Raw genomic sequence first — 20,005 nt, 5'->3', positions numbered from 1 at the left:
GACCGGGCGGGGTTCGAATCAGCGCGCCGGAAGGAAACGAAGCCGTGCATGGGGAGTACAAGGTGCCCGGCGGCAAGCTGGTCGTCGTGGATCTGGACGTCGAGGAAGGTGTCCTGCGCAACGTACGAGTCGCCGGGGACTTCTTCCTGGAGCCGGACGAAGCGATCCTCTCGATCGACACAGCCCTTGAGGGTTCATCCTCATCGACGGACGCCGCAGGGCTGGCCGCCCGGATCACCGCGGCACTGCCGGAGTCGACCGTGATGCTCGGCCTGACAGCGGAGGGTGTCGGCATCGCCGTCCGGCGCGCTCTGGCCCGGGCGACCGAGTGGAGCGACTACGAGTGGCAGCTGGTGCGCATGGGGCCGCAGGCACCGGCCCTGCACATGGCGCTGGACGAGGTGATCACCACCGAGGTGGCAGCCGGGCGGCGAGCCCCGACTCTTCGGGTATGGGAGTGGGCCTCGCCCTCCGTGGTGATCGGCAGCTTCCAGTCCCTGCGCAACGAGGTGGACCCCGAAGGGGCCGCGAAGCACGGGATCACCGTGGTTCGCCGTGTTTCCGGTGGTGGGGCCATGTTCGTGGAGCCCATGAGTACGATCACGTACTCGCTGTCCGTGCCGGAGTCCCTGGTCTCGGGGCTCTCCTTCGCAGACAGCTACGCCTACCTCGACGACTGGGTGCTGGGCGCACTCGGTGACATGGGCATCAGGGCCTGGTACCAGCCCCTGAACGACATCGCCACCGAGGCCGGCAAGATCGCCGGTGCCGCCCAGAAGCGCATGGTCGGCCCTGACGGCGGCCCCGGAGCCGTCCTGCATCACGTGACGATGTCCTACGACATCGACGCCGACAAGATGCTCGAAGTGCTCCGGATCGGGCGGGAGAAGATGTCCGACAAGGGGACCAGGAGCGCCGGGAAGCGCGTCGACCCGCTCCGCCGGCAGACGGGCCTCGCGCGGGAGCAGGTCATCGAGAACATGATCACCTCCTTCCGCAACCGCTACGGGCTGACCGCCGGCGAAGTCACGGCCGAAGACCTGGCCCGCGCCGAGGAACTGGTGCGGACGAAGTACGCCACCGAGGAGTGGACCGCGCGCGTGCCGTGAACGCCGCGCCCTGCCGGGCGCCGCGCAGCAGCGGGTCGTGGGCGGACGGCGGCCGGGCCGGCGCGCGAGGCGGTCATCGACCCGCATGACCGAGTCGCCGGGCGGCGAGTGTGCCGTAGCCGACGGACCGGCCGGAATCCCCGGTTCAGGAACAGGTCAAGGGCTGCTCTCCCCCGGACCAAACGGTCGTATGAGTTCCGTGTACGTCGGATCCGCCACCCCGACATAGCCGGATTTGCACTGTTGACCGCTGGCTAACGTGGTCGAGCCCAACGGCCACGCACAACCACGGGGAAGAGGTGAAGGCGGTGGGGGCGCCTATACGTTCACGGCTGCACGATTTTCTGGAACCGGATCAGCCGGGACACGACACCGCACAGCAGGCTCCCGAGCCGCGCCGTTCGGCGCTGCTGGATCTGCTGGACGCGGCCCCGCCGCCCCGATCGGCCACGGACGACCGGCCCGGCCCCAAACCGGGCGTGCCCGCCCACCACACGCCGGTGTTCGTACCGGCGCATCCGAGGTCCGTCGCCGGCACGGGCGCGGACGGCCGTCCCACACGCCTGGTCTTCGTGGTCTTCGAACTCTTCGACCATCCCTCCCACGGCACCGTGGCCCTCGCCTTCACCACACCGGAGAAGCTGGTCGAGGCGCTCGGCGAGGCGCAGCCATGGGTGGCCACCTCGCTGGGCCCGCTGGCCGAGGGCGTGCGCGAGCAGGACGTCACCGTTCTGCTGGACCCGTGCGCGGCACCCGCCCAACCCACCTGGCAGCCGGAGGACCTGGCCGCCTTCGCGCAGGAGGTGCGCCGATGACGGCCGACTTCAAGGTCGTGTACAGCGACCTGGACACCTTGACGAAGACCTTCCACACCGAGGCCGGCGACTACCGCAAGCTGCACAACGACGTGGCGCCGCCCGTGGTGAGCGGCGGCGATCCGGGGCTCGACTCGGCCATCAAGGAGATCTCCCACCTCATCATCGGCCTGCATCTCGCACTCGCGGACCGGATGGACGACCACGGGGACAAGGCCGGGTACGCGCGCGACTCCTTCCATCGACACGACGTGGACGTCCACGGCGTGTTCGAAGACCTGGTGCCGGACGAGGGCTGATGAGCGACAGCTGGGTCGGCGGTGACATCGGCGGACTGCGCACGATGGCCGAGACGTACAAGAACGCGAAGGACAAGCTGGACGGCATCGTCAAGCCGCTCAGCCACGCCGTGGACAAGCTGGTGGACGACGCGAGCTGGAAGGGCGACGCGGCCGAGGCCTTCCGCGGCAAGTGGAGCGAGGACGCGGTGGCCGCCGCCGGTTTCGCCGAGTTGGTGTACGCGGCGGGCGGCATCCTCGAGACACTGGCCAACGCACTGTCCACGTGCGACGCGTCCCTCAAGAACGCGCAGCACACCGCGGCCGGCAAGGGGGTGCCCACGGACCTGCAGGGCGCGCCGCTGGACATGGTCACGGCGAATCCGCCGAGCGCGGACGACCAGAAGGTCATCTCCGCGAAGAGCGAGTACACCAAGGCGCGCAACGAGATCCTGCACACGGCGCAGCACGCGCGGCTGGTGGCGGCGAAGGACCTGCAGAAGCTGTACGACAACGCGACGGCGAAGGACAACTCGGTGTCCGCGGGGGACAAGGTCACCCTGTACGACGCGTTGCGCGGCCTGTACGCCTATGACGCCGAGGACGCGCGGGCCGGGGGCAACAAGGCACGCGAGCAGCTCGACGCGGCCAAGGCCGATGCGGAGGCCGCCAAGAAGCAGCTTCGCGCCGAACGCAAGACGTTCCAGCAGCAGGGCCGCAGGATGCCCGACGACCTGCCCGCCAAGAGCGCCTACCGGGACGCGCTCACCAAGGTCGACTCGCTGGAGGAGGACATCGCCCGCGCCGACAACGGCAGCACCAAACTGCCGTACGACCGGGCCCTGAACGTCAAGCTGGCCGACGCCGCGGACGCGCTGCGCCTGGGCAAGGGGCTGGAGGCGGTACCGGACGTCCTCAAGGAACTGCCCGTCCTGGACGTCGCCGCGGCCGGCGCCTGTGGTCTGATCGAGGCGAAGGGCGACCACGACAGGGGCTGGTCCTGGCAGCGCTCCGTCGCCACCGACGAGGGTGCCAACGTCGGTGGCCTGGTCGCGGGCGCGGTCATCGCGAGCGCCGTCATGCCGGCCGCGGCGCCCGCCGCCGCGGTGGCGGCGGTGGGTGTGGGAGCGGCGCTCATCTCGACCAGCGTCATCGACCACTCCCTGCACGAGCACTGGAGCGAGGACATCCACGATCATGGTGTGGTGGGCGGGGTGGCCGTAGGCGCCGGGCATGTCGCCACAGGGGTTTATCACGACGGCAAGCGACTGGCGAAGGATGTCTGGCATGGCGTCACAAGCATCTTCTGAGGCCCCGGCGCCCGGGTTCTCGGTCCCCATCCCTGCCCTGCCGAAGCTGGGCAGGACCTGGTACGAGCGCGGCGCGTCGTACTGGCTGCGCCGCAGCGGTACGGCCTTCAGCATGGTCTTCCTGCTGGCCATGTTCTGCGTCTTCGCGCTGGGGCTGTACGCGGGGTTCCTCGACGTGCTGCCGTCCTCCCTGCGTATCCCGTGGGACGGCGTGCAGGTGGTGGCGTCCGTCGTGGCCCTCGTGTGGGGCTGGATCGCACAGCGCCGGAGCCACCGCGAGGCACTGCTCGATCCCCCCGCGCCCGGACAGACCCTCCAGGCCAAGCGCGATCACAACAGGCGCGTTCCGGGCCTGATCGCCGTGGGTCGCGCGCTCGTGGTCCTTGCCGCTCCCGTCATGCCGGCGTGCGCCGCGTGGATCGTCGGCTGGCTGGTCGCCTACACCACCGTCCGCGAGTACCCCAGCGAGGTCGGCGCCCGCCGCTGGCTCGAGGAGCACCGCGCCGCACGATGACACCGACCCGTACCGCAGCCGACATCCCGTCCCTGCCCAAGCTGGGCAGGACGTGGTACGAGCGTGGCGTGCGCTACTGGCTCTCGCGGGCCCGCACGACCGTCGCCATGCTCCTCATCATGGCCATGACCAGCTGGTTCTCGCTCGCCCTCTGCTCGGGCTTCAGCAGCGAGTGGCCGTACTCCGTGCGTCGGTTGTGGTACGGGGTGCTGGCGGTCGCCGCGTGCGGGGCGCTCGTCGGGGGCTGGGTCAAGCAGCGGCGGGACCACCACAAGGCCCTCCTCGACCCGCCCACTCCGCAGCAGACCCGGCTGGCCAAGCAGGACCACAACAGACGGGTCCCCGGCCGGATCGCCCTCGGCCGCGGCCTGGTGCTGCTCGCCGCGCCTGCCCTGCCGGTGTTCGCGGCGTACTTCGTCGGCTGGATGCTGGCCTGGCTCACCGTCCGCGAGTACCCCAGCGAGGTCGGTGCCCGCCGCTGGCTGGAGGTGCAAAACGGGCAGAGCGGTACGTCGTGAACACGCTGGCGTAGCCACCCCGGCACACAGCGAGTTTTCTCTTCCGCCCCACAGACACTCGTGTGACACTGACGTCCCCGTCCACCATGCGGACCCCTTCCGCACCCCCTCCCCCACGAGAAGTGCGCCGTGCGTTCTCTTCCTCTGCCGCTCGCCCTCACCGCCCGTCTGACGCCGGTCGCGGTTCTCGCCTGCGCCGGCTGGGCGCTGACGTCCGGGCCCGCCACGCCCCCCGCCGCCGACGGTCACCAGACGGCCCAGAAGTCCCCCACCCAGTCGTCCTCCGAGCCGTCGTCCACCGCCGCGTCGAAGTCGTACTCCGACGCGCCGTCGCCCTGTACGAGCGTGCCCGCGGCCACCGTCACCTCCCTGGTGCCGGGAGCGAACACGACGGGCAAGGAGATCCCTTCGACGGACACCAAGGTGCGCCGCACCTGCTCCTGGAACGCCCTCAAGGGCTACTCCTACCGCTGGCTGGACGTGTCGTTCGAGATCAGCGGGTCGGAGCAGGAGGCGAAGCAGGAGTACCAGCAGCGGGTCGCCGAGAAGAGCGGCGGCGGCGCGGTGCCGGGGCTCGGGGACAGCGCCTACTCGGTCGTGGACCTCAGCACGCAGGACAAGCAGCAGACCCGCGAGGGCGTGGTGATGGTCCGCATCTCCAACGCCCTCGTCGTGATCACCTACAACGGCAGCGACTTCGACACGAAGAAGGCGCCGGGAACGGACGAGATCAACACGGGGGCCATCAAGGCGGCGCGCGCCGCGGTCGGCGCGCTCGGGGGCGGGCAGTCACAGTCCGGCTGACTGCCCCGGCCCGGCTCCGCGGTGACCGCCCCCGGCTCCGTCACACCGTGCTCACCCGGCGGCCGGTCAACAGCGTGAGCGCCAGGTACAGCACCAGGGACGTGCCGAGGCCCACCGCCCAGCCGTAGTCCGCGAGGGAGGCGAGGGCCGGGATGGGGCGGCCGTCGGTCAGGGGCTTGAGGCTGGCGCCGCCGATCGCGAGGACTCCGCCCGCGAGGAAGGCGAGAACCGCCCGCCAGTTCCAGCCGCCCGCGTACCAGTACCGGCCGCCCGCACGGTACAGGTCGGCGAGGTCCAGACGGGTGCGGCGCAACAGCCAGTAGTCGGCCACGAGGATGCCCGCGACCGTGCCGAGCAGACCGCCGACCAGCCCCAGCCAGGTGAAGATGTAGCCCTGCGGGTCGGAGTAGAGCTTCCAGGGGCGGATCAGTACGGCGAGGACGGCCGTGATCAGGGCGCCGGTGCGGAAACTGACCTTCCGGGGCGCCACGTTGGAGAAGTCGAAGGCCGGGGAGACCAGGTTGGCCGCGATGTTCACCGACAGGGTCGCGACCAGCACGGTGACCAGGGCGTAGAGCAGGCCGACCGCGTTGTCCGTCTTCGCGGCCAGTTGGACCGGGTCCCATACGGGGGTGCCGTAGACCGCCTGCGAGCCGGACGTCACCAGTACGGAGAGGAAGGCGAACAGGGTCATCGTGGTCGGCAGGCCGAGCGCCTGGCCGCGGGTCTGGGCCTTCTGGCTCTTTCCGTAGCGGGTGAAGTCGGGGATGTTCAGCGACAGCGTGGACCAGAAGCCGATCATGCCCATCAGGGAGGGCCAGAACAGCTTCCAGAAGTCGCCGCCCCAGCCGAGCCTGGACGGCTGGCCGAACAACGGTCCGACGCCGCCGGCCTTGCTGCTCATCCACCCCAGCATGACCAGCGCGCCCACGATCACGAAGGGGGCCGCCCAGTTCTCGAATCGACGGATGGTCTCCATGCCCCGCAGGATGATGGCGACCTGGAGGAGCCAGAAGACCGCGAACGACAGCCACATGGTCCAGGCGTAGCCGCCGATGTGCCCGGACTTCGACCAGCTGTCGCCGATCAGCTTGCCGGCGAGGAAGTAGATGGCCTCGCCGCCGATCCAGGTCTGGATGCCGAACCAGCCGCACGCCACCAACGCCCGTACGACGGCTGGCAGGTTGGCGCCGCGCACACCGAAGGAGGCGCGGGCGAAGACCGGGAAGGGGATGCCGTACTTGGGGCCCGCGTGCCCGGTGAGCAGCATCGGGACGAGGACGATCAGGTTGGCGAGGGCGATGGTGAACACCGCCTGCTTCCAGTCCATCCCGACGGCGATCAGCCCGGAGGCGAGCGTCCAGGAGGCGGTGTTGTGGGCCATGCCGACCCAGAGCGCGGAGAAGTTGTACGTGGTCCAGGTGCGCCCGGCCGCGGGGACCGGGAGCAGGTCGGCGTTGGCGTAGGGGCCGCTGGGCGGTGGGGTGCCGGGAGCGAGTTCCACGCGCCCGTCGGGGAGGGTGACCTGGCCGGACGGGGGTATGGCTGCGGGAGCGATGTCGGTCATGGGCTGGCCAATCGGAACGAGACGGATCGGAAGTGGCCGTGCGGGCACCAGCCCCCTCCCCGGGACGGCGGGGAGGGGAGACCAAGACGTGCGTGGGGGGCTCGGAAAGGGGTGAGGGACGGGGCCGGGTACGGGCCCCGAACGGCCCTGGGACTCAGGAGTTGACCGCGGGGATCACCTTCTGGCCGTAGGCGTCGATGACGGCCTCCTGCGCGTCGTGCATGTCGTACACGGCGAACTGGTCGACTCCCAGGGCGCGGAGCGCGTTCAGCTTCTCGATGTGCTTCTCCACGGGGCCGATCACACAGAACCGGTCCACGATCTCGTCGGGCACGAACTCGGTGTCCGGGTTGCCGCTGCGGCCGTGGTGGGCGTAGTCGTAGCCCTCCCGCGCCCTGATGTAGTCGGTGAGAGCGTCGGGGACCTGCGCGGAGTGCTCGCCGTACTTGGCGACGAGGTCGGCGACGTGGTTGCCGACCATGCCGCCGAACCAGCGGCACTGCTCGCGGGCGTGGGCGAGGGCGGCAGGCGAGTCGTCGGCGGTGACGTAGGCGGGGGCGGCCACGCAGATCGTCACCTGGGACGGGTCGCGTCCGGCGGCGACGGCCGCGTCCTTCACCGCCTTGACCATGTACTCGGTCAGGTAGAGGTCGGACAGCTGGAGGATGAACCCGTCGGCCTCCTCGCCGGTCATCTTGAGCGCCTTGGGGCCGTACGCGGCCATCCAGACGGGGAGTTCGGCGCCCTCCTTGATCCAGGGGAAGCGCAGCTTCGTACCGCCGAGGTCTGCCTCCTCGCCCCGGGCGAGGGCGCGGATGACCTTGATCGCCTCGCTTATACGGGCGAGGGTGTTGGGTTTGCGGCCGGCGACGCGCATCGCGGAGTCGCCGCGGCCGATGCCGCACACGGTGCGGTTGCCGAACATGTCGTTGAGGGTGGCGAAGGTGGAGGCGGTGACCTCCCAGGTGCGGGTGCCGGGGTTGGTGACCATCGGACCGACCGTCAGCTTCTGGGTGTTGGCCAGGATCTGGCTGTAGATGACGAACGGCTCCTGCCACAGCACGGCGGAGTCGAACGTCCAGCCGTACCGGAAGCCGTTGCGCTCGGCCCGTTTCATCAGGCTGACGACGTGGGAGGCGGGGGGATCGGTCTGCAGGACAAGCCCGAAGTCCATGGGCGCCACTCCTAGTTGAGGTACTGACAGGTGGAGCGCGGGGTGTAGACGCCGTGTCCGGCGTGTCCGGTGTACTCCCGCTCGGTAATGACGGGAACGCCGCGCGAGAGCACGGTCTCGACCCGGCCGGTGGTCCTTTTGCCCTCGTAGGCCGAGTAGTCGACGTTCATGTGGTGGGTGGCCGCCGAGATGACCTGTTCGGCGTGCGGGTCGTAGATGACGACGTCGGCGTCGGCGCCGGGGGCGATGGTGCCCTTCTTCGGGTACAGACCGAACATGCGGGCCGGGGTGGCGCAGGCGATCTCGATCCAGCGGCGGCGGGAGATGCGGCCCTCCACGACGGCCTGGTGGAGCAGGTCCATGCGGTTCTCCACGCCCGGCAGGCCGTTGGGGATCTTGGAGAAGTCGCCGCGGCCCAGCTCCTTCTGGCCCACGAAGCAGAAGGGGCAGTGGTCGGTGGAGACGACCTGGAGATCGTTGGTCCGCAGCCCCTTCCACAGCCCCGCCTGGTGCTCCTTCGGCCTGAGCGGCGTGCTGCACACGTACTTGGCGCCCTCGAAGTCCGGTTCGGCGAGGTTGTCCGTGGACAGGAACAGATACTGCGGGCAGGTCTCGCCGAAGACCGGCAGCCCCTCGTCGCGGGCGCGGGTCAGCTCGGCGACCGCCTCCTGCGCCGAGACGTGCACGACGTACAGCGGCGCCCCGGCGACCTGGGCGAGCCTGATGGCGCGGTGGGTGGCCTCGGCCTCCAGCAGGGCCTTGCGGACCTCGCCGTGGTAGCGCGGGTCGGTCTCGCCCCGGGCGAGCGCCTGCTCGACCAGGACGTCGATGGCGATGCCGTTCTCGGCGTGCATCATGATCAGTCCGCCGTTGTCGGCGGCCCGCTGCATGGCGCGCAGGATCTGCCCGTCGTCGGAGTAGAAGACGCCCGGATACGCCATGAACTGCTTGAAGGAGGTCACCCCCTCCTCCACCAGCAGGTCCATCTCCTTGAGCGTCTCGTCGTGCACATCGGAGACGATCATGTGGAAGCCGTAGTCGATCGCGCAGTTGCCCTCGGCCTTGGCGTGCCAGGCGTCCAGGCCCTCGCGCAGGGTGTGGCCCACGCTCTGGATGGCGAAGTCCACGATCGTGGTCGTACCGCCCCAGGCGGCGGCCCGGGTGCCGGTCTCGAAGGTGTCGGCGGCGGTGGTGCCGCCGAACGGCATCTCCATGTGGGTGTGGCCGTCGACGCCGCCCGGGATGACGTACTTCCCGGTGGCGTCGATAACCCGCTCGGCGGTGAACGCCCCGGCCGCGGGGGTGCCGGAGGCGGCGAGGGCGGCGATGCGGCCGTCCTCGATCAGGACGTCGGCGTGGATCTCGTCCGACGCGGTGATCACGAGACCCCCGCGGACGACGGTACGGCTGCTCATGCTGCTCCCTCGGTCAAGAGTGCGGTCAGGGTGCGGTCAGCGGCGTGTACGCCCCCGGTGCCCGGTCGCGGTAGAACTGCCAGCGGTCGCGGACCTCGCGGAGTTTGGCCAGGTCCAGGTCGCGGACGACGAGTTCGCTCTCCTTGTCGCTCGCGACCTCGCCGACGAACCGGGCCTCGGGGTCCACGAAGTACGTCGTGCCGTAGAAGTCGTTGTCGCCGAGGTCCTCCACGCCGACCCGGTTGATCGCGCCGACGAAGTACTCGTTGGCGGCGGCCGCCGCAGGCTGCTCCAGCTGCCACAGGTAGTGGGACAGGCCGCGCGAGGTGGCCGAGGGGTTGAAGACGATCTCGGCACCGGCCAGGCCGAGGGCCCGCCAGCCCTCGGGGAAGTGGCGGTCGTAGCAGATGTAGACGCCGATCCTGCCCGCGGCCGTGTCGAAGACGGGCCAGCCGCTGTTGCCGGGGCGGAAGTAGAACTTCTCCCAGAATCCCTGGACCTGGGGAATGTGGGTCTTGCGGTACTTGCCGAGGTAGGTGCCGTCCGCGTCGATCACGGCGGCCGTGTTGTACAGCACGCCGGGCTGCTCCTCCTCGTACATGGGCAGCACCAGGACGATGCCCAGTTCGCGTGCCAGGCTCTGGAAGCGCTGCACGGTCGGGCCCTCGGGGATCCGTTCGGCGTACTCGTAGAAGGCCTTGTCCTGGACCTGGCAGAAGTAGGGGCCGTAGAACAGCTCCTGGAAGCAGAGGACTTGGGCGCCCTGCGCGGCCGCGTCGCGGGCCGCCTGCTCGTGTACCTGGATCATGGATTCCTTGTCGCCGGTCCACGCGGTCTGGAACAGGGCGGCACGGATCACTCGGCTCATCGGGACCTCCGGTAGCTCGGTGTCCGGTGAGCCTAGAAAGCCGCAGCGGGCCGTTCGACGGGCAGCGTGTCACGTCTGCGGCCGTCCCGCGTGCCACCGTGTCACGTGTCGCCTGCCGCATGTTTCACCGCCGTTTTCCCAGGTCGTAGTGTGTTTCACCGTTGTTGCGCATCGTGCGCGAGCAGCGCGATGTGGACGGAGGCCGCCTGTTCGAAGTCGTCCAGGTCGACTCCGAGGCGGGCCTGTATCGCCTCCAGGCGGCGGTAGAGGGCGGGCCGGGAGACATGGTGGAGCTGGGCGGTGCGGGACTTGTTGCGGCCGGTGGCCAGATAGGTCCGCAGGACGTTCAGCAGTTCCGGTTCGGCCGCGCACAGCAGTCCGTCCAGCTCCCGCTCGGCGAAGGACTGCACGTGCGGGTCGTCGCGCAGCAGCCGCACCAGTCCACGCAGGTGCACGTCCTTGAGCCGGACGACGGCCGGCAGGTCGAGGGCGGCGCGGGAACCGGTGACGGCGTCGGCGACATGCCGGGCCTCGCGCAGTCCGGCGGGCACCTCGTCCCAGTCGGTACGGGGGTCCGCGGCGGCGACCACGGCCCGCGGCCCGGCGCCGAGGCGGGTGGCGAAGTGGCCGGTGAGGGCCGCGGCGTCCTGGTCCCGGGCGAGGCTGAGCAGCACGGCCGCCGCCCCGCCGGCGAGTTCGGCGACGAGCCCGGACAGCCCCAGCAGGCGCAGCACACGGTCGAGTTGCCCGGGGCCGCGGCCCAGCACGACGAGCGGCACGAAGGTGCGCCGGTTGACCGGAAGCCCGGCCGCGCGGGCCCTGGGCAGCAGCTGCCGGGCCGGTACGACCCCGGAGACCAGGTCGGTCAGCAGGCTCTGCGCGGACTGCTCCTCCCAGGTCTGCGCGGAGCCGTCACCGAGCATGCGGTGCAGGACCAGCGCCTCGGCGGCCCGGTCGGCGAGCAGCCGCCCGGCGGCCGTCTCTCCCCGGTAGCCGCACAGCAGCAGCCGCCCCCAGCGCTCCCCGCGGCCGCCCAGTTCGGCGCTGATCCAGCCGTCCGCGGCGGCGCCGCCCGCCTGCCGGGCGATCCGCTCCCAGTCGCGCAGTACGTCGTCCACCGCGGACCGCTCGCCCGCCGTGGCGAGGACGCGATGGGCGAGGTTGGTGACGACGACCGGGCAGCCGCTGTGCCGGGCGACCTCGTCGAGCAGCCGGCCGAGCGGCGCGCCGGCGGTGATCAGCGTGGTGAGCGCGGTGCGGACGGTCTCCGACAGGCTGACGGCGGCGAACTTCCGCCGCACCAGCCGGGACTGGACCTCCTCGGTCAGCTCGGCGAACGGGAAGGGCCGGTGCAGGACCACCATGGGCAGGTCGCACCGCTCGGCGGCCCGCCGCATCACCTCGGGCGGCGTGGGAAAGGCCCGGCCGAGGCCGAGCACCACGGCGGCGGCCTCGGCCCGGTGCAACGAGCGGACGTACTCGGCCTGCTTGGTCTCGTCACCGGCGAGCAGCACGCCGGTGGTGAGCACCATCTCGCCGCCGCTGAGCATCACTCCGACATCGGCGGCCTCGGCGACGTGCACCCACCGCACCGGCCGGTCCAGCTGCCCGGCCCCGGCCACCACCTCGGGCTCCCCGGCGAGGACCCGCTCCAGGGTCAGCACCTGGCGCACGGAGAGGGCGGGTTCCCAGGCGTACCGGGTCTGCGAGGTGGTGGTCATGGCCGTATCCCCTTGGTGCTAAAACGTGCTCCTCAGCGCCCGTTCCAGGATCGCCGCGCCCTCCTCGGCCTCGGCGACGGTCAGGGAGAGCGGCGGTGCGATGCGCAGGGCGCTGGTGTTGTGCCCGCCGCCCTTGCCGATGAGCAGGCCGCCCGCGCGGGCCGCCTCCAGGACGGCGGAGGCCGCCTGCGGATCGGCTTCGTCGGTCCCCGGCCTGGCCAGTTCGACGCCGATCATCAGCCCGCGCCCGCGCACCTCGCGCACGCCGGGCAGCTGGGCGGCGACGGCCCGCAGCCGCTCGATGAGCAGACCGCCGACCCGGCGGGCGTTGCCCTGCAGGTCGTGCTCGAGGAGGTAAGCGAGGTTGGCGAGCCCGGCGGCCATGGTGATCTGGGTGCCGCCGAAGGTCGAAATGCTGTTGGCGTCCAGGCAGTTCATGATCTCGGCGCGGGCGATCACCCCGCCGACGGACATGCCGTTGCCGATGCCCTTGGCGAAGGTGACGATGTCCGGCGGGCCGCTGCGGGCGTGTGCCTGCCAGCCCCAGAAGTGCTCGCCGGTGCGGCCCCAGCCGGTCTGCACCTCGTCGGCGATCCACAGGATGCCCTGCTCGTTCAGGACCTCGCGGAAGGCGGCGTAGAGGCCGTCGGGCGGGGAGGTGAAGCCGCCCACGCCCTGGATGGGCTCGGCGATCAGCGCGGCGGGCGGCCGGGTGTGCCCGAGGATGTCCCGCAGGTCGGCCACGCAGGCGTCGATGAACGCGCGGTCGTCCAGCTCGGCGAACGGCCCCCGGGTGCGTACCCCGCCGTGCACGTAGAGGGTCTGCAGCGGGGACAGGGAGGTCGGGGACCAGCTGCGGTTGCCTGTGATGCCGACCGTGCTGAAGGAGCGCCCGTGGTAGCTGTTGCGCATCGCGAGGACGGTGTTGCTGCGCCGGTGGGTGGTGGCGAGCAGCAGGGCGGTGTCGTTGGCCTCGGTGCCGGAGGTGGTGAAGAAGACCCGGGCGTCCGGGATGCCGCTCAGCTGGGCGATGCGCTCGGCGAGTTCGACCATCGGCCGGTTGAGGTACAGCGTGGACGAGTGGATGATCCGCCCGGCCTGCTCGGTGACCGCCTTGGTGATCTCGGGCAGCGCGTGCGCGGTCATCGTGGTCAGGATGCCGCCGAAGAAGTCCAGGTACTTGTTTCCGGCGGAGTCCCAGACGTGGCGCCCCTCGCCGTGGGTGATCTCGATCGGCTCGTCGTAGTAGAGGGCCAGCCAGTCGGGCAGGACCTGGCGGTGGCGGGAGTAGAGGTCGTTCACGGCTGGACCAGCCCTTCGTAGGCGTCGGGGCGGCGGTCGCGGTAGAAGGCCCACTGCTGCCGCACTTCGTCGATCAGGCCGAAGTCGAGGTCGCGGACGAGGAGTTCCTCGGACTTGTCGCTCGCGGCCTCGCCCACGAACTGCCCACGTGGATCAACGAAGTAACTGGTGCCGTAGAAGTCGTTGTCCCCGTACTCCTCCTGGCCGATCCGGTTGATGGCGGCGACGAAGTACTCGTTGGCGACGGCCGCGGCGGGCTGCTCCAGCTGCCACAGGTACGCCGACAGGCCGCGGTGGGTGGCGGAGGGGTTGTAGACCAACTGGGCGCCGTTGAGCCCGAGTTGCCGCCACCCCTCCGGGAAGTGCCGGTCGTAGCAGATGTAGACGCCGATGCGGCCGACGCGGGTGTCGAAGACGGGCCACCCCAGATTCCCGGGCTTGAAGTAGTACTTCTCCCAGAAGCCCTTGACCTGCGGGATGTGGTGCTTGCGGTACTTGCCGAGGTAGGTGCCGTCGGCGTCGATCACGGCGGCGGTGTTGTAGTAGAAGCCGGACTGCTCGACCTCGAAGACCGGAACGACGAGCACCATGCCGGTCTCGCGCGCGAGGTCCTGCATCCGCCGCACGGTCGGCCCGTCGGGCACCGGCTCGGCCCAGCGGTAGTGCTCCGGCTCCTGGACCTGGCAGAAGTAGGGGGCGTTGAAGACTTCCTGGAACCCGATGACCTTGGCACCCTGCCGGGCCGCCGCGCGGGCGTGCTCCTCGTGTTTCGCCACCATGGACTCCGTGTCGCCGGTCCAGGTCGCCTGGACCAGTGCGGCGCGTACGACGTTGGCCATGAACTGCTCCTTCGACGGGACGCCAGAGCCTCTACGCCCGTAGAACAGGCCTAGAGGGACGAAAGTAAGCCTCCTGGAGGCCCTTGCCAAGACCATTGTCGTCAACCCGCGGAGCAGATCACGTTTCACACTCCGCCGGGTGAGCGGACGCGCCTGTCGGCGGGTGGAAGCGGGGCACACCGGGACGAGGGGGCCGCTCGGCCGTCACGCGGCGTGCCCCGCGACCCGCAGGGCGTGCACAAGGTCCCAGTACCGCTCGGCGGAGACGGCGCGGGCGGCCTCAAGCAGCAGCGGCACGAGCCGGCCCGGCTCGGGCCCGACGGCACGGGCGGCCTCCTCCGGCGTCCGCACGCGCACACAGGCGTCCAGCAGCGCCCGCGCCTCCCGCCGCCGCCCCGCGTCCTCCAGCCGCAGCACGGCGGCCCCGACCTGCTCGGCCGGCCGGGCCACGCCCTGCCGCAGCAGTTGCCGCCCGTCCACGTCCCGGCCTGCGCCGGTGAGCCGCTCGGCGACACCGACCAGCCGCTCGGCGGGCAGCGAGGCGGCCTCCCACAGCAGCGTCGTCCAGTCGGCGCCGAGCCCGGCGCGGTGCAACGCGTCGGCGAGCAGCGGGAACCGGGCGGCGGACCACTGCGCGACCTCGACCAGCAGCACATGCGCCTCGCCGCTGCGTCCGTCGGCCCGCAGCCGTGCCAGCCGCCCGACGGCACCGGCGACCGCCGCCCCGGCCTCGGCGTCCGGTTCCTCACTCTCCGCCGGCGCCACCTCGGCGACCCGCTCCGCTCCCCCGGCGAACCGGGCCCCGCGCGGCGACCCGGCCACGGCACTCTGCGGCACGGCAACGGGCTCGTCCCCGCCCTCCCCCATCCCGGCGAACCGAGCGCTGCCGCGCCGGCGTCTGCGAGGTTGGGCGGGAGCGGCCGTCGGCGCAGGCGACTGCGGGGTGGATGAGGCGGAGGTCGCGGGGTCGGAGACGGGCGCCTCCGGGTCTACGGCGTCCAGGACGGACGGAATACGAGAGGCGGCGGACACGGCGAGGCCGGTGCGGGGGGCGGGGGCTTGACGAGGCTGGGGACCAAGGTCCGGGCGGGGTGCGGGGGCTCGACCAGGCTGGGAGCCGAGGCCGGGGCGAAGCACAGAGGCCTGACCAGGCTGGGAGCCGAGATCCGGGCCGGGTGCAGAGGCCTGACCACCAGACTGGGAGCCGAGATCCGGGCGGGGTGCGGGGGCTCCATCAGACTGGGAGCCGAAGCCGGGGCGAAGCACAGAGGCCTGACCAGACTGGGAGCCGAGATCCGGACCGGGTGCAGAGGCCCGACCACCAGACTGGGAGCCGAGATCCGAGCCGGGCGCAGAGGCCTGACCACCAGGCGGGGAGCCGAGATCCAGGCCGGATGCGCGGGCCGCGCGACGGTCCAACTCCGCCAATCGGGAGCGGAGTTCGGCGCAGCGGGCGACGGCGCGGGCATGGTCGTCGCGGGCCCAGGCCAGGTCGAGGCGGAGGGAGTCGGGGGCTTCGCCGGTGGGCGGTGCGGACAGCAGGCGGGACAGGCCGGCCTGGCGTTCGACGGCGTACCGCTGTTCGCGGAGCATGACGTCGAGGCGGTCGGCGAGGGCCTCGCGCGCGCCGGGGCGGGCGTCGCACTCGTCGAGAGCGGCCCGGTAGAGGACGCCGGCCCGGGCGCGCTCGGCGGTCGAGGCCGCCGTGCCGTACACCGCCGCGACATCCTCCAGCAGCGCCAGGACCACGTCCCACGGCGGCACCTCGTGCCCCGCCAGACAGGCCCGCATGCCCTCGGGGTCACGCCGCCAGAAGACGCCGCTCCAGCCCTCCTCGTGGTCCAGGCGCGCCAGCAGTCCATCCAGGTAGCCCGCGAACTCCCGTACCCGACCAGGGAGTTGATCCACCGCCATCGCCCCGCTCCTGCCCGACCGCCAGCGCCTCGGCCGCCAGGCAACACCAGTGGTGTTACGGCCTTGCTACACGCGGTTTTCCGGCAGCGCGCGGACCGCTCACCTCACGCGGCGACCAGCGCACAGCGGGCGACCAGCTCGTCCATCGACAGCCCGAGGACCGCGGCCAGCGCGGCCACGGTGAAGAACGCCGGCGTCGGCGCCCGCCCGGTCTCGATCTTGCGGAGGGTCTCGGCCGAGACACCCGCCGCCGCGGCGATCTCGGTCATGCTCCGGCCGCCGCGCGCCTCGCGCAGCAACCGGCCGAGCCGCTCGCCGCGTTCGCGCTCTTCGGGGGTGAGTGGGGTGCGCACCATGTCACCCATTCTAATACCGGCCACCACCGTGACCCCCATTTAAATACCGGTATAGTAATTGGCATGGTGGAACTCAAGACAGACACGTCGATCGACGCGATGCACGCAGCGGGCCAGGTCGTCGGGCGCGCCCTGACGGCCGTACGGCAGGCCGCGGACGTCGGTGTCTCACTGCTGGAGCTGGACGAGGTGGCCCGGCAGGTGCTGCGCGAGGCCGGTGCGACCTCGCCGTTCCTCGGGTATCGCCCCTCCTTCGCCCCGACCCCCTTCCCCGCGGTGATCTGCGCCTCCGTGAACGACGCGATCGTGCACGGCATCCCGACCCGCCAGCGCCTGCGCGACGGCGACCTGCTCTCCGTCGACTGCGGCGCCGTACTGGACGGCTGGGCCGGCGACTCGGCGATCAGCTTCACGGTCGGCCGCGCGCGCCCGGCGGACCTGCGCCTGGTCGACACCGCCGAGCGCGCCCTGGCGGCCGGCATCGCGGCGGCCACGGCCGGAAACCGCATGGGCGACATCGCCCACGCCGTCGGCCGGGCCTGCCGCAGCGCCGGGTACGGCATCCCGCAGGGCTTCGGTGGCCACGGCGTGGGCCGCAGGATGCACGAGGACCCCGAGGTCCCGAACGAGGGCCGCCCCGGCCGCGGCCTTCCGCTGCGCCCGGGCATGGTCCTCGCCATCGAGCCGATGCTCATCGCGAGCGGCAAGGACGCCTACTACGAAGCGGGCGACGGCTGGACCCTGCGCACCTGCGACGGCTCCCGCGCGGCCCATGTCGAGCACACCGTGGCCATCACGGACTCCGGTCCCCGCATCCTCACGGCACGGGAGACACCCTGAGGGGCCCCGTGGGCGAACATGCCCACCCTCCCAGATCGTGACATCGTGGGCATGAGCAACCCGTCCCGGGTTACCCGGCAGCCCCGCATGTCGTCAGCGAAGGAACGGAACGCCATGACCAACGGCTACCCGCCCGACCCCTTCGGTGAGTTCCTGGGCCGCTTCTTCGGCGGCACCCCCGACGGAGCGCAGGCGCCCCGCCACATCGACATCGGCCGGCTGCTCAGCCAGCCGGCCCGGGAACTGGTCAGAGGGGCCGCCCAGTACGCCGCCGAGCACGGCAGCCGGAACCTGGACACCCAGCACCTGCTGCGCGCCGCCGTGGCGGCGGAGCCCACCCGGAGCCTGCTGACCCGGGCGGGCGCGGACCCGGACTCGCTCGCGACGGAGATCGACGACCGGGCGGGCCCGGTCCAGCACCCGCCGGGCGAGGCGCCACCGCCGACCTCGCTGTCCCTCACCCCGGCCGTGAAGCGGGCCCTGCTGGACGCGCACGACATGGCGCGCTCCAGCGGCGCCGGGTACATCGGCCCGGAGCACGTGCTGAGCGCGCTGGCCTCGAACCCGGACTCGGCGGCCGGGCACATCCTGAACGCGGCCCGGTTCTCCGGCGGCGCCCTGCCTCCCGAGGCCCCGGAGGTCACCCCGAGCCGTCCGGAACGGCAGCGGCCCACCGGCACCCCCACCCTGGACAAGTACGGACGTGACCTGACCGGCATGGCCCGGCAGGGCCGGATCGACCCAGTCATCGGCCGGGACACCGAGATCGAGCAGACCGTCGAGGTGCTCTCCCGGCGCGGCAAGAACAACCCCGTCCTGATCGGGGACGCCGGTGTCGGCAAGACGGCCATCGTGGAGGGACTCGCACAGCGCATCGTCGACGGTGACGTGCCGGACGGGCTGGCCGGCCGGAGAGTCGTCGCGCTGGACCTCACCGGGGTCGTCGCCGGCACTCGCTACCGGGGCGACTTCGAGGAGCGGCTGAACAACATCGTGGAGGAGATCCGCGCCCACTCCGACCGGCTGATCGTGTTCATCGACGAACTCCACACCGTCGTCGGCGCCGGGTCCGGCGGCGAGGGAGGTGCGATGGACGCCGGCAACATCCTCAAGCCGGCGCTCGCCCGGGGCGAGCTGCACATCGTCGGCGCGACCACGCTGGAGGAGTTCCGCCGGATCGAGAAGGACGCGGCGCTGGCCCGCCGGTTCCAGCCGATCCTGGTGCCCGAGCCGACGGTCGCGGACACCATCGAGATCCTGCGCGGCCTGCGCGACCGCTACGAGGCCCACCACCAGATCCGCTACACCGACGAGGCACTGGTCGCCGCCGTCCAGCTGTCGGACCGCTACCTCACCGACCGCCGGCTGCCGGACAAGGCCATCGACCTGATCGACCAGGCGGGCGCGCGGGTACGGCTGGGCGCCCGGACCAAGGGCACGGACGTGCGCGCGATGGAGCGCGAGGTCGAGCAGCTGGTGCGGGACAAGGACCAGGCGGTCGCCGACGAGGACTACGACGCGGCCAAACAGCTGCGCGACCGGATCGCCGAACTCAAGCAGCGCGTCTCCGAGGCGAGCGGCGACGAGAAGGCCGACGAGGGGCTGGACCTGGAGGTGACGGCGGAGGCCGTCGCCGAGGTGGTGTCCCGGCAGACCGGCATCCCGGTCAGCAGCCTCACCCAGGAGGAGAAGGAACGGCTTCTCAGTCTGGAGAGCCATCTGCGCCAGCGGGTCGTCGGCCAGGAGGAGGCCGTCGCCGTGGTCTCCGAGGCCGTCCTGCGCTCCCGGGCGGGCCTTGCGAGCCCGAACCGGCCGATCGGCAGCTTCCTGTTCCTCGGCCCGACCGGCGTAGGCAAGACCGAGCTGGCCCGGGCGCTCGCCGAGGCGCTGTTCAGCAGCGAGGACCGCATGGTCCGCCTCGACATGAGCGAGTACCAGGAGCGGCACACCGTCTCCCGGCTGGTGGGCGCCCCGCCCGGATACGTCGGCCACGAGGAGGCCGGGCAGCTCACCGAGGTGGTCCGACGGCACCCGTACTCGCTGCTCCTGCTCGACGAGGTGGAGAAGGCCCATCCGGACGTCTTCAACATCCTGCTGCAGGTCCTGGACGACGGCCGGCTGACCGACTCCCAGGGCCGGACGGTGGACTTCACCAACACGGTCATCGTGATGACCAGCAACCTCGGCTCGGAGGCGATCATCCGGCGCGGTGCCGGGATCGGGTTCGGGCCGGGCGGTGCGGAGGCGGACGAGGAGGCGCGGCGCGAGCAGATCCTCAGGCCGCTGCGCGAGCACTTCCGGCCGGAGTTCCTCAACCGCATCGACGAGATCGTGGTCTTCCGGCAGCTGACCAGCGCCCAACTGCGGCAGATCACCGACCTGTTGCTGGAAAGCACCCGGCGACTGATGGACGGGCAGGGTGTCGCGGTCCACTTCACGGACGCGGCCGTCGACTGGATCGCCGAGCGCGGCTACCAGCCCGAGTACGGTGCCCGCCCGCTGCGCCGCACCATTCAGCGGGAGGTGGACAACCAGCTGTCCCGGCTGCTGCTGAACGGCACGATCTCCGAGGGCAGCCGGGTGACGGCGGACGTCGAGAACGGCCGCCTCGACTTCCGCACGGACCGCTCCCAGCCGCCCCCGCCGCAGCCGTAGCGGCTC

Annotated in this window: 18 protein-coding genes; 9 read left to right on the top strand and 9 right to left on the bottom strand. The window is 71.4% G+C overall.

Annotated features, from left to right (window positions below):
* Positions 1 to 44: 44 nt before the first annotated feature.
* The 7 genes from GQF42_RS34375 (at position 45) to GQF42_RS34345 (ending at position 5,348) form a co-directional block, all read left to right on the top strand.
* Positions 45 to 1,109, top strand: coding sequence for a lipoate--protein ligase family protein (locus GQF42_RS34375; RefSeq protein WP_158926480.1), 1,065 nt, complete (start codon positions 45 to 47; stop codon positions 1,107 to 1,109).
* A 308-nt stretch (positions 1,110 to 1,417) separates the two neighbouring features.
* Positions 1,418 to 1,924, top strand: a complete 507-nt coding sequence (locus GQF42_RS46215) for an SAV_915 family protein (protein WP_233273554.1) — start codon at positions 1,418 to 1,420, stop codon at positions 1,922 to 1,924.
* Positions 1,921 to 2,223: a DUF6317 family protein gene (locus tag GQF42_RS34365; RefSeq protein WP_158926478.1), complete on the top strand. Its 303-nt coding sequence runs from the start codon at positions 1,921 to 1,923 to the stop codon at positions 2,221 to 2,223. Before GQF42_RS46215 ends, GQF42_RS34365 begins: the two co-directional genes overlap by 4 nt.
* Positions 2,223 to 3,512 carry a WXG100 family type VII secretion target gene (locus GQF42_RS34360; RefSeq protein WP_158926476.1) on the top strand — a complete coding sequence of 430 codons (1,290 nt, stop codon included), beginning with the start codon at positions 2,223 to 2,225 and terminating at the stop codon, positions 3,510 to 3,512. Before GQF42_RS34365 ends, GQF42_RS34360 begins: the two co-directional genes overlap by 1 nt.
* On the top strand, positions 3,490 to 4,026 hold the full coding sequence (locus GQF42_RS34355) for a hypothetical protein (RefSeq protein ID WP_158926474.1): 537 nt from the start codon (positions 3,490 to 3,492) through the stop codon (positions 4,024 to 4,026). The genes GQF42_RS34360 and GQF42_RS34355 overlap by 23 nt, the downstream gene beginning before the upstream one ends.
* Positions 4,023 to 4,544, top strand: coding sequence for a hypothetical protein (locus GQF42_RS34350; RefSeq protein ID WP_158926472.1), 522 nt, complete (start codon positions 4,023 to 4,025; stop codon positions 4,542 to 4,544). Before GQF42_RS34355 ends, GQF42_RS34350 begins: the two co-directional genes overlap by 4 nt.
* A 129-nt stretch (positions 4,545 to 4,673) precedes the next feature.
* Complete coding sequence (locus tag GQF42_RS34345) at positions 4,674 to 5,348, top strand: hypothetical protein (protein WP_158926470.1); 675 nt, start codon at positions 4,674 to 4,676, stop codon at positions 5,346 to 5,348.
* 40 nt (positions 5,349 to 5,388) lie between these two features.
* Here GQF42_RS34345 and GQF42_RS34340 read toward each other — a convergent pair whose 3' ends face one another.
* The 9 genes from GQF42_RS34340 to GQF42_RS34300 form a co-directional block, all read right to left on the bottom strand.
* Positions 5,389 to 6,915: an NCS1 family nucleobase:cation symporter-1 gene (locus tag GQF42_RS34340; RefSeq protein WP_158926468.1), complete on the bottom strand. Its 1,527-nt coding sequence runs from the start codon at positions 6,913 to 6,915 to the stop codon at positions 5,389 to 5,391.
* Between the two features lie 154 nt (positions 6,916 to 7,069).
* The gene (locus GQF42_RS34335; protein WP_158926466.1) at positions 7,070 to 8,089 is read right to left on the bottom strand and encodes a TIGR03842 family LLM class F420-dependent oxidoreductase; all 1,020 of its coding nucleotides are present in this window, start codon (positions 8,087 to 8,089) and stop codon (positions 7,070 to 7,072) included.
* Between the two features lie 11 nt (positions 8,090 to 8,100).
* Positions 8,101 to 9,504, bottom strand: coding sequence for a dihydropyrimidinase (gene hydA / locus GQF42_RS34330; protein WP_158926464.1), 1,404 nt, complete (start codon positions 9,502 to 9,504; stop codon positions 8,101 to 8,103).
* Positions 9,505 to 9,529: 25 nt separating this feature from the next.
* Positions 9,530 to 10,372 (bottom strand): nitrilase-related carbon-nitrogen hydrolase, encoded by an 843-nt coding sequence (locus GQF42_RS34325; protein ID WP_158926462.1) that lies wholly within the window; start codon positions 10,370 to 10,372, stop codon positions 9,530 to 9,532.
* 155 nt (positions 10,373 to 10,527) lie between these two features.
* On the bottom strand, positions 10,528 to 12,093 hold the full coding sequence (locus GQF42_RS34320) for a PucR family transcriptional regulator (protein ID WP_158926460.1): 1,566 nt from the start codon (positions 12,091 to 12,093) through the stop codon (positions 10,528 to 10,530).
* A gap of 18 nt (positions 12,094 to 12,111) precedes the next feature.
* The gene (locus GQF42_RS34315; RefSeq protein ID WP_158926458.1) at positions 12,112 to 13,395 is read right to left on the bottom strand and encodes an aspartate aminotransferase family protein; all 1,284 of its coding nucleotides are present in this window, start codon (positions 13,393 to 13,395) and stop codon (positions 12,112 to 12,114) included.
* Positions 13,392 to 14,234, bottom strand: coding sequence for a nitrilase-related carbon-nitrogen hydrolase (locus GQF42_RS34310; RefSeq protein WP_158926456.1), 843 nt, complete (start codon positions 14,232 to 14,234; stop codon positions 13,392 to 13,394). The genes GQF42_RS34315 and GQF42_RS34310 overlap by 4 nt, the downstream gene beginning before the upstream one ends.
* Positions 14,235 to 14,438: 204 nt before the next feature.
* On the bottom strand, positions 14,439 to 16,148 hold the full coding sequence (locus GQF42_RS34305; protein WP_199272896.1) for a hypothetical protein: 1,710 nt from the start codon (positions 16,146 to 16,148) through the stop codon (positions 14,439 to 14,441).
* Between the two features lie 104 nt (positions 16,149 to 16,252).
* Positions 16,253 to 16,504, bottom strand: a complete 252-nt coding sequence (locus GQF42_RS34300; RefSeq protein WP_158926454.1) for a helix-turn-helix domain-containing protein — start codon at positions 16,502 to 16,504, stop codon at positions 16,253 to 16,255.
* A 63-nt stretch (positions 16,505 to 16,567) separates the two neighbouring features.
* On the opposite strand from GQF42_RS34300, the gene map reads away from it, so the two are divergent.
* Both map and GQF42_RS34290 read left to right on the top strand, forming a co-directional pair.
* Complete coding sequence (gene map / locus GQF42_RS34295) at positions 16,568 to 17,344, top strand: type I methionyl aminopeptidase (RefSeq protein WP_158926452.1); 777 nt, start codon at positions 16,568 to 16,570, stop codon at positions 17,342 to 17,344.
* Between the two features lie 114 nt (positions 17,345 to 17,458).
* A complete protein-coding gene (locus GQF42_RS34290) occupies positions 17,459 to 19,999 on the top strand; it encodes an ATP-dependent Clp protease ATP-binding subunit (protein WP_158926449.1) in 2,541 nt (846 codons plus the stop codon).
* The last annotated feature ends 6 nt before the right edge of the window (positions 20,000 to 20,005 follow it).

This window comes from Streptomyces broussonetiae (assembly GCF_009796285.1).
GTDB lineage: Bacteria > Actinomycetota > Actinomycetes > Streptomycetales > Streptomycetaceae > Streptomyces > Streptomyces broussonetiae.
This window is presented reverse-complemented; position numbering and strand designations above follow the sequence as displayed.

Excerpts from the sequence above, each read along its gene's own strand:
- GQF42_RS34365 (WP_158926478.1), top strand. The coding sequence starts at position 1,921 with ATGACGGCCGACTTCAAGGTCGTGTACAGCGACCTGGACACCTTGACG.
- GQF42_RS34360 (WP_158926476.1), top strand. The coding sequence starts at position 2,223 with ATGAGCGACAGCTGGGTCGGCGGTGACATCGGCGGACTGCGCACGATG.
- GQF42_RS34355 (WP_158926474.1), top strand. The coding sequence starts at position 3,490 with ATGGCGTCACAAGCATCTTCTGAGGCCCCGGCGCCCGGGTTCTCGGTC.
- GQF42_RS34350 (WP_158926472.1), top strand. The coding sequence starts at position 4,023 with ATGACACCGACCCGTACCGCAGCCGACATCCCGTCCCTGCCCAAGCTG.
- GQF42_RS34340 (WP_158926468.1), bottom strand. The coding sequence starts at position 6,915 with ATGACCGACATCGCTCCCGCAGCCATACCCCCGTCCGGCCAGGTCACC.
- GQF42_RS34335 (WP_158926466.1), bottom strand. The coding sequence starts at position 8,089 with ATGGACTTCGGGCTTGTCCTGCAGACCGATCCCCCCGCCTCCCACGTC.
- hydA (WP_158926464.1), bottom strand. The coding sequence starts at position 9,504 with ATGAGCAGCCGTACCGTCGTCCGCGGGGGTCTCGTGATCACCGCGTCG.
- GQF42_RS34325 (WP_158926462.1), bottom strand. The coding sequence starts at position 10,372 with ATGAGCCGAGTGATCCGTGCCGCCCTGTTCCAGACCGCGTGGACCGGC.
- GQF42_RS34320 (WP_158926460.1), bottom strand. The coding sequence starts at position 12,093 with ATGACCACCACCTCGCAGACCCGGTACGCCTGGGAACCCGCCCTCTCC.
- GQF42_RS34310 (WP_158926456.1), bottom strand. The coding sequence starts at position 14,234 with ATGGCCAACGTCGTACGCGCCGCACTGGTCCAGGCGACCTGGACCGGC.
- GQF42_RS34305 (WP_199272896.1), bottom strand. The coding sequence starts at position 16,148 with ATGGCGGTGGATCAACTCCCTGGTCGGGTACGGGAGTTCGCGGGCTAC.
- GQF42_RS34300 (WP_158926454.1), bottom strand. The coding sequence starts at position 16,504 with ATGGTGCGCACCCCACTCACCCCCGAAGAGCGCGAACGCGGCGAGCGG.
- map (WP_158926452.1), top strand. The coding sequence starts at position 16,568 with ATGGTGGAACTCAAGACAGACACGTCGATCGACGCGATGCACGCAGCG.
- GQF42_RS34290 (WP_158926449.1), top strand. The coding sequence starts at position 17,459 with ATGACCAACGGCTACCCGCCCGACCCCTTCGGTGAGTTCCTGGGCCGC.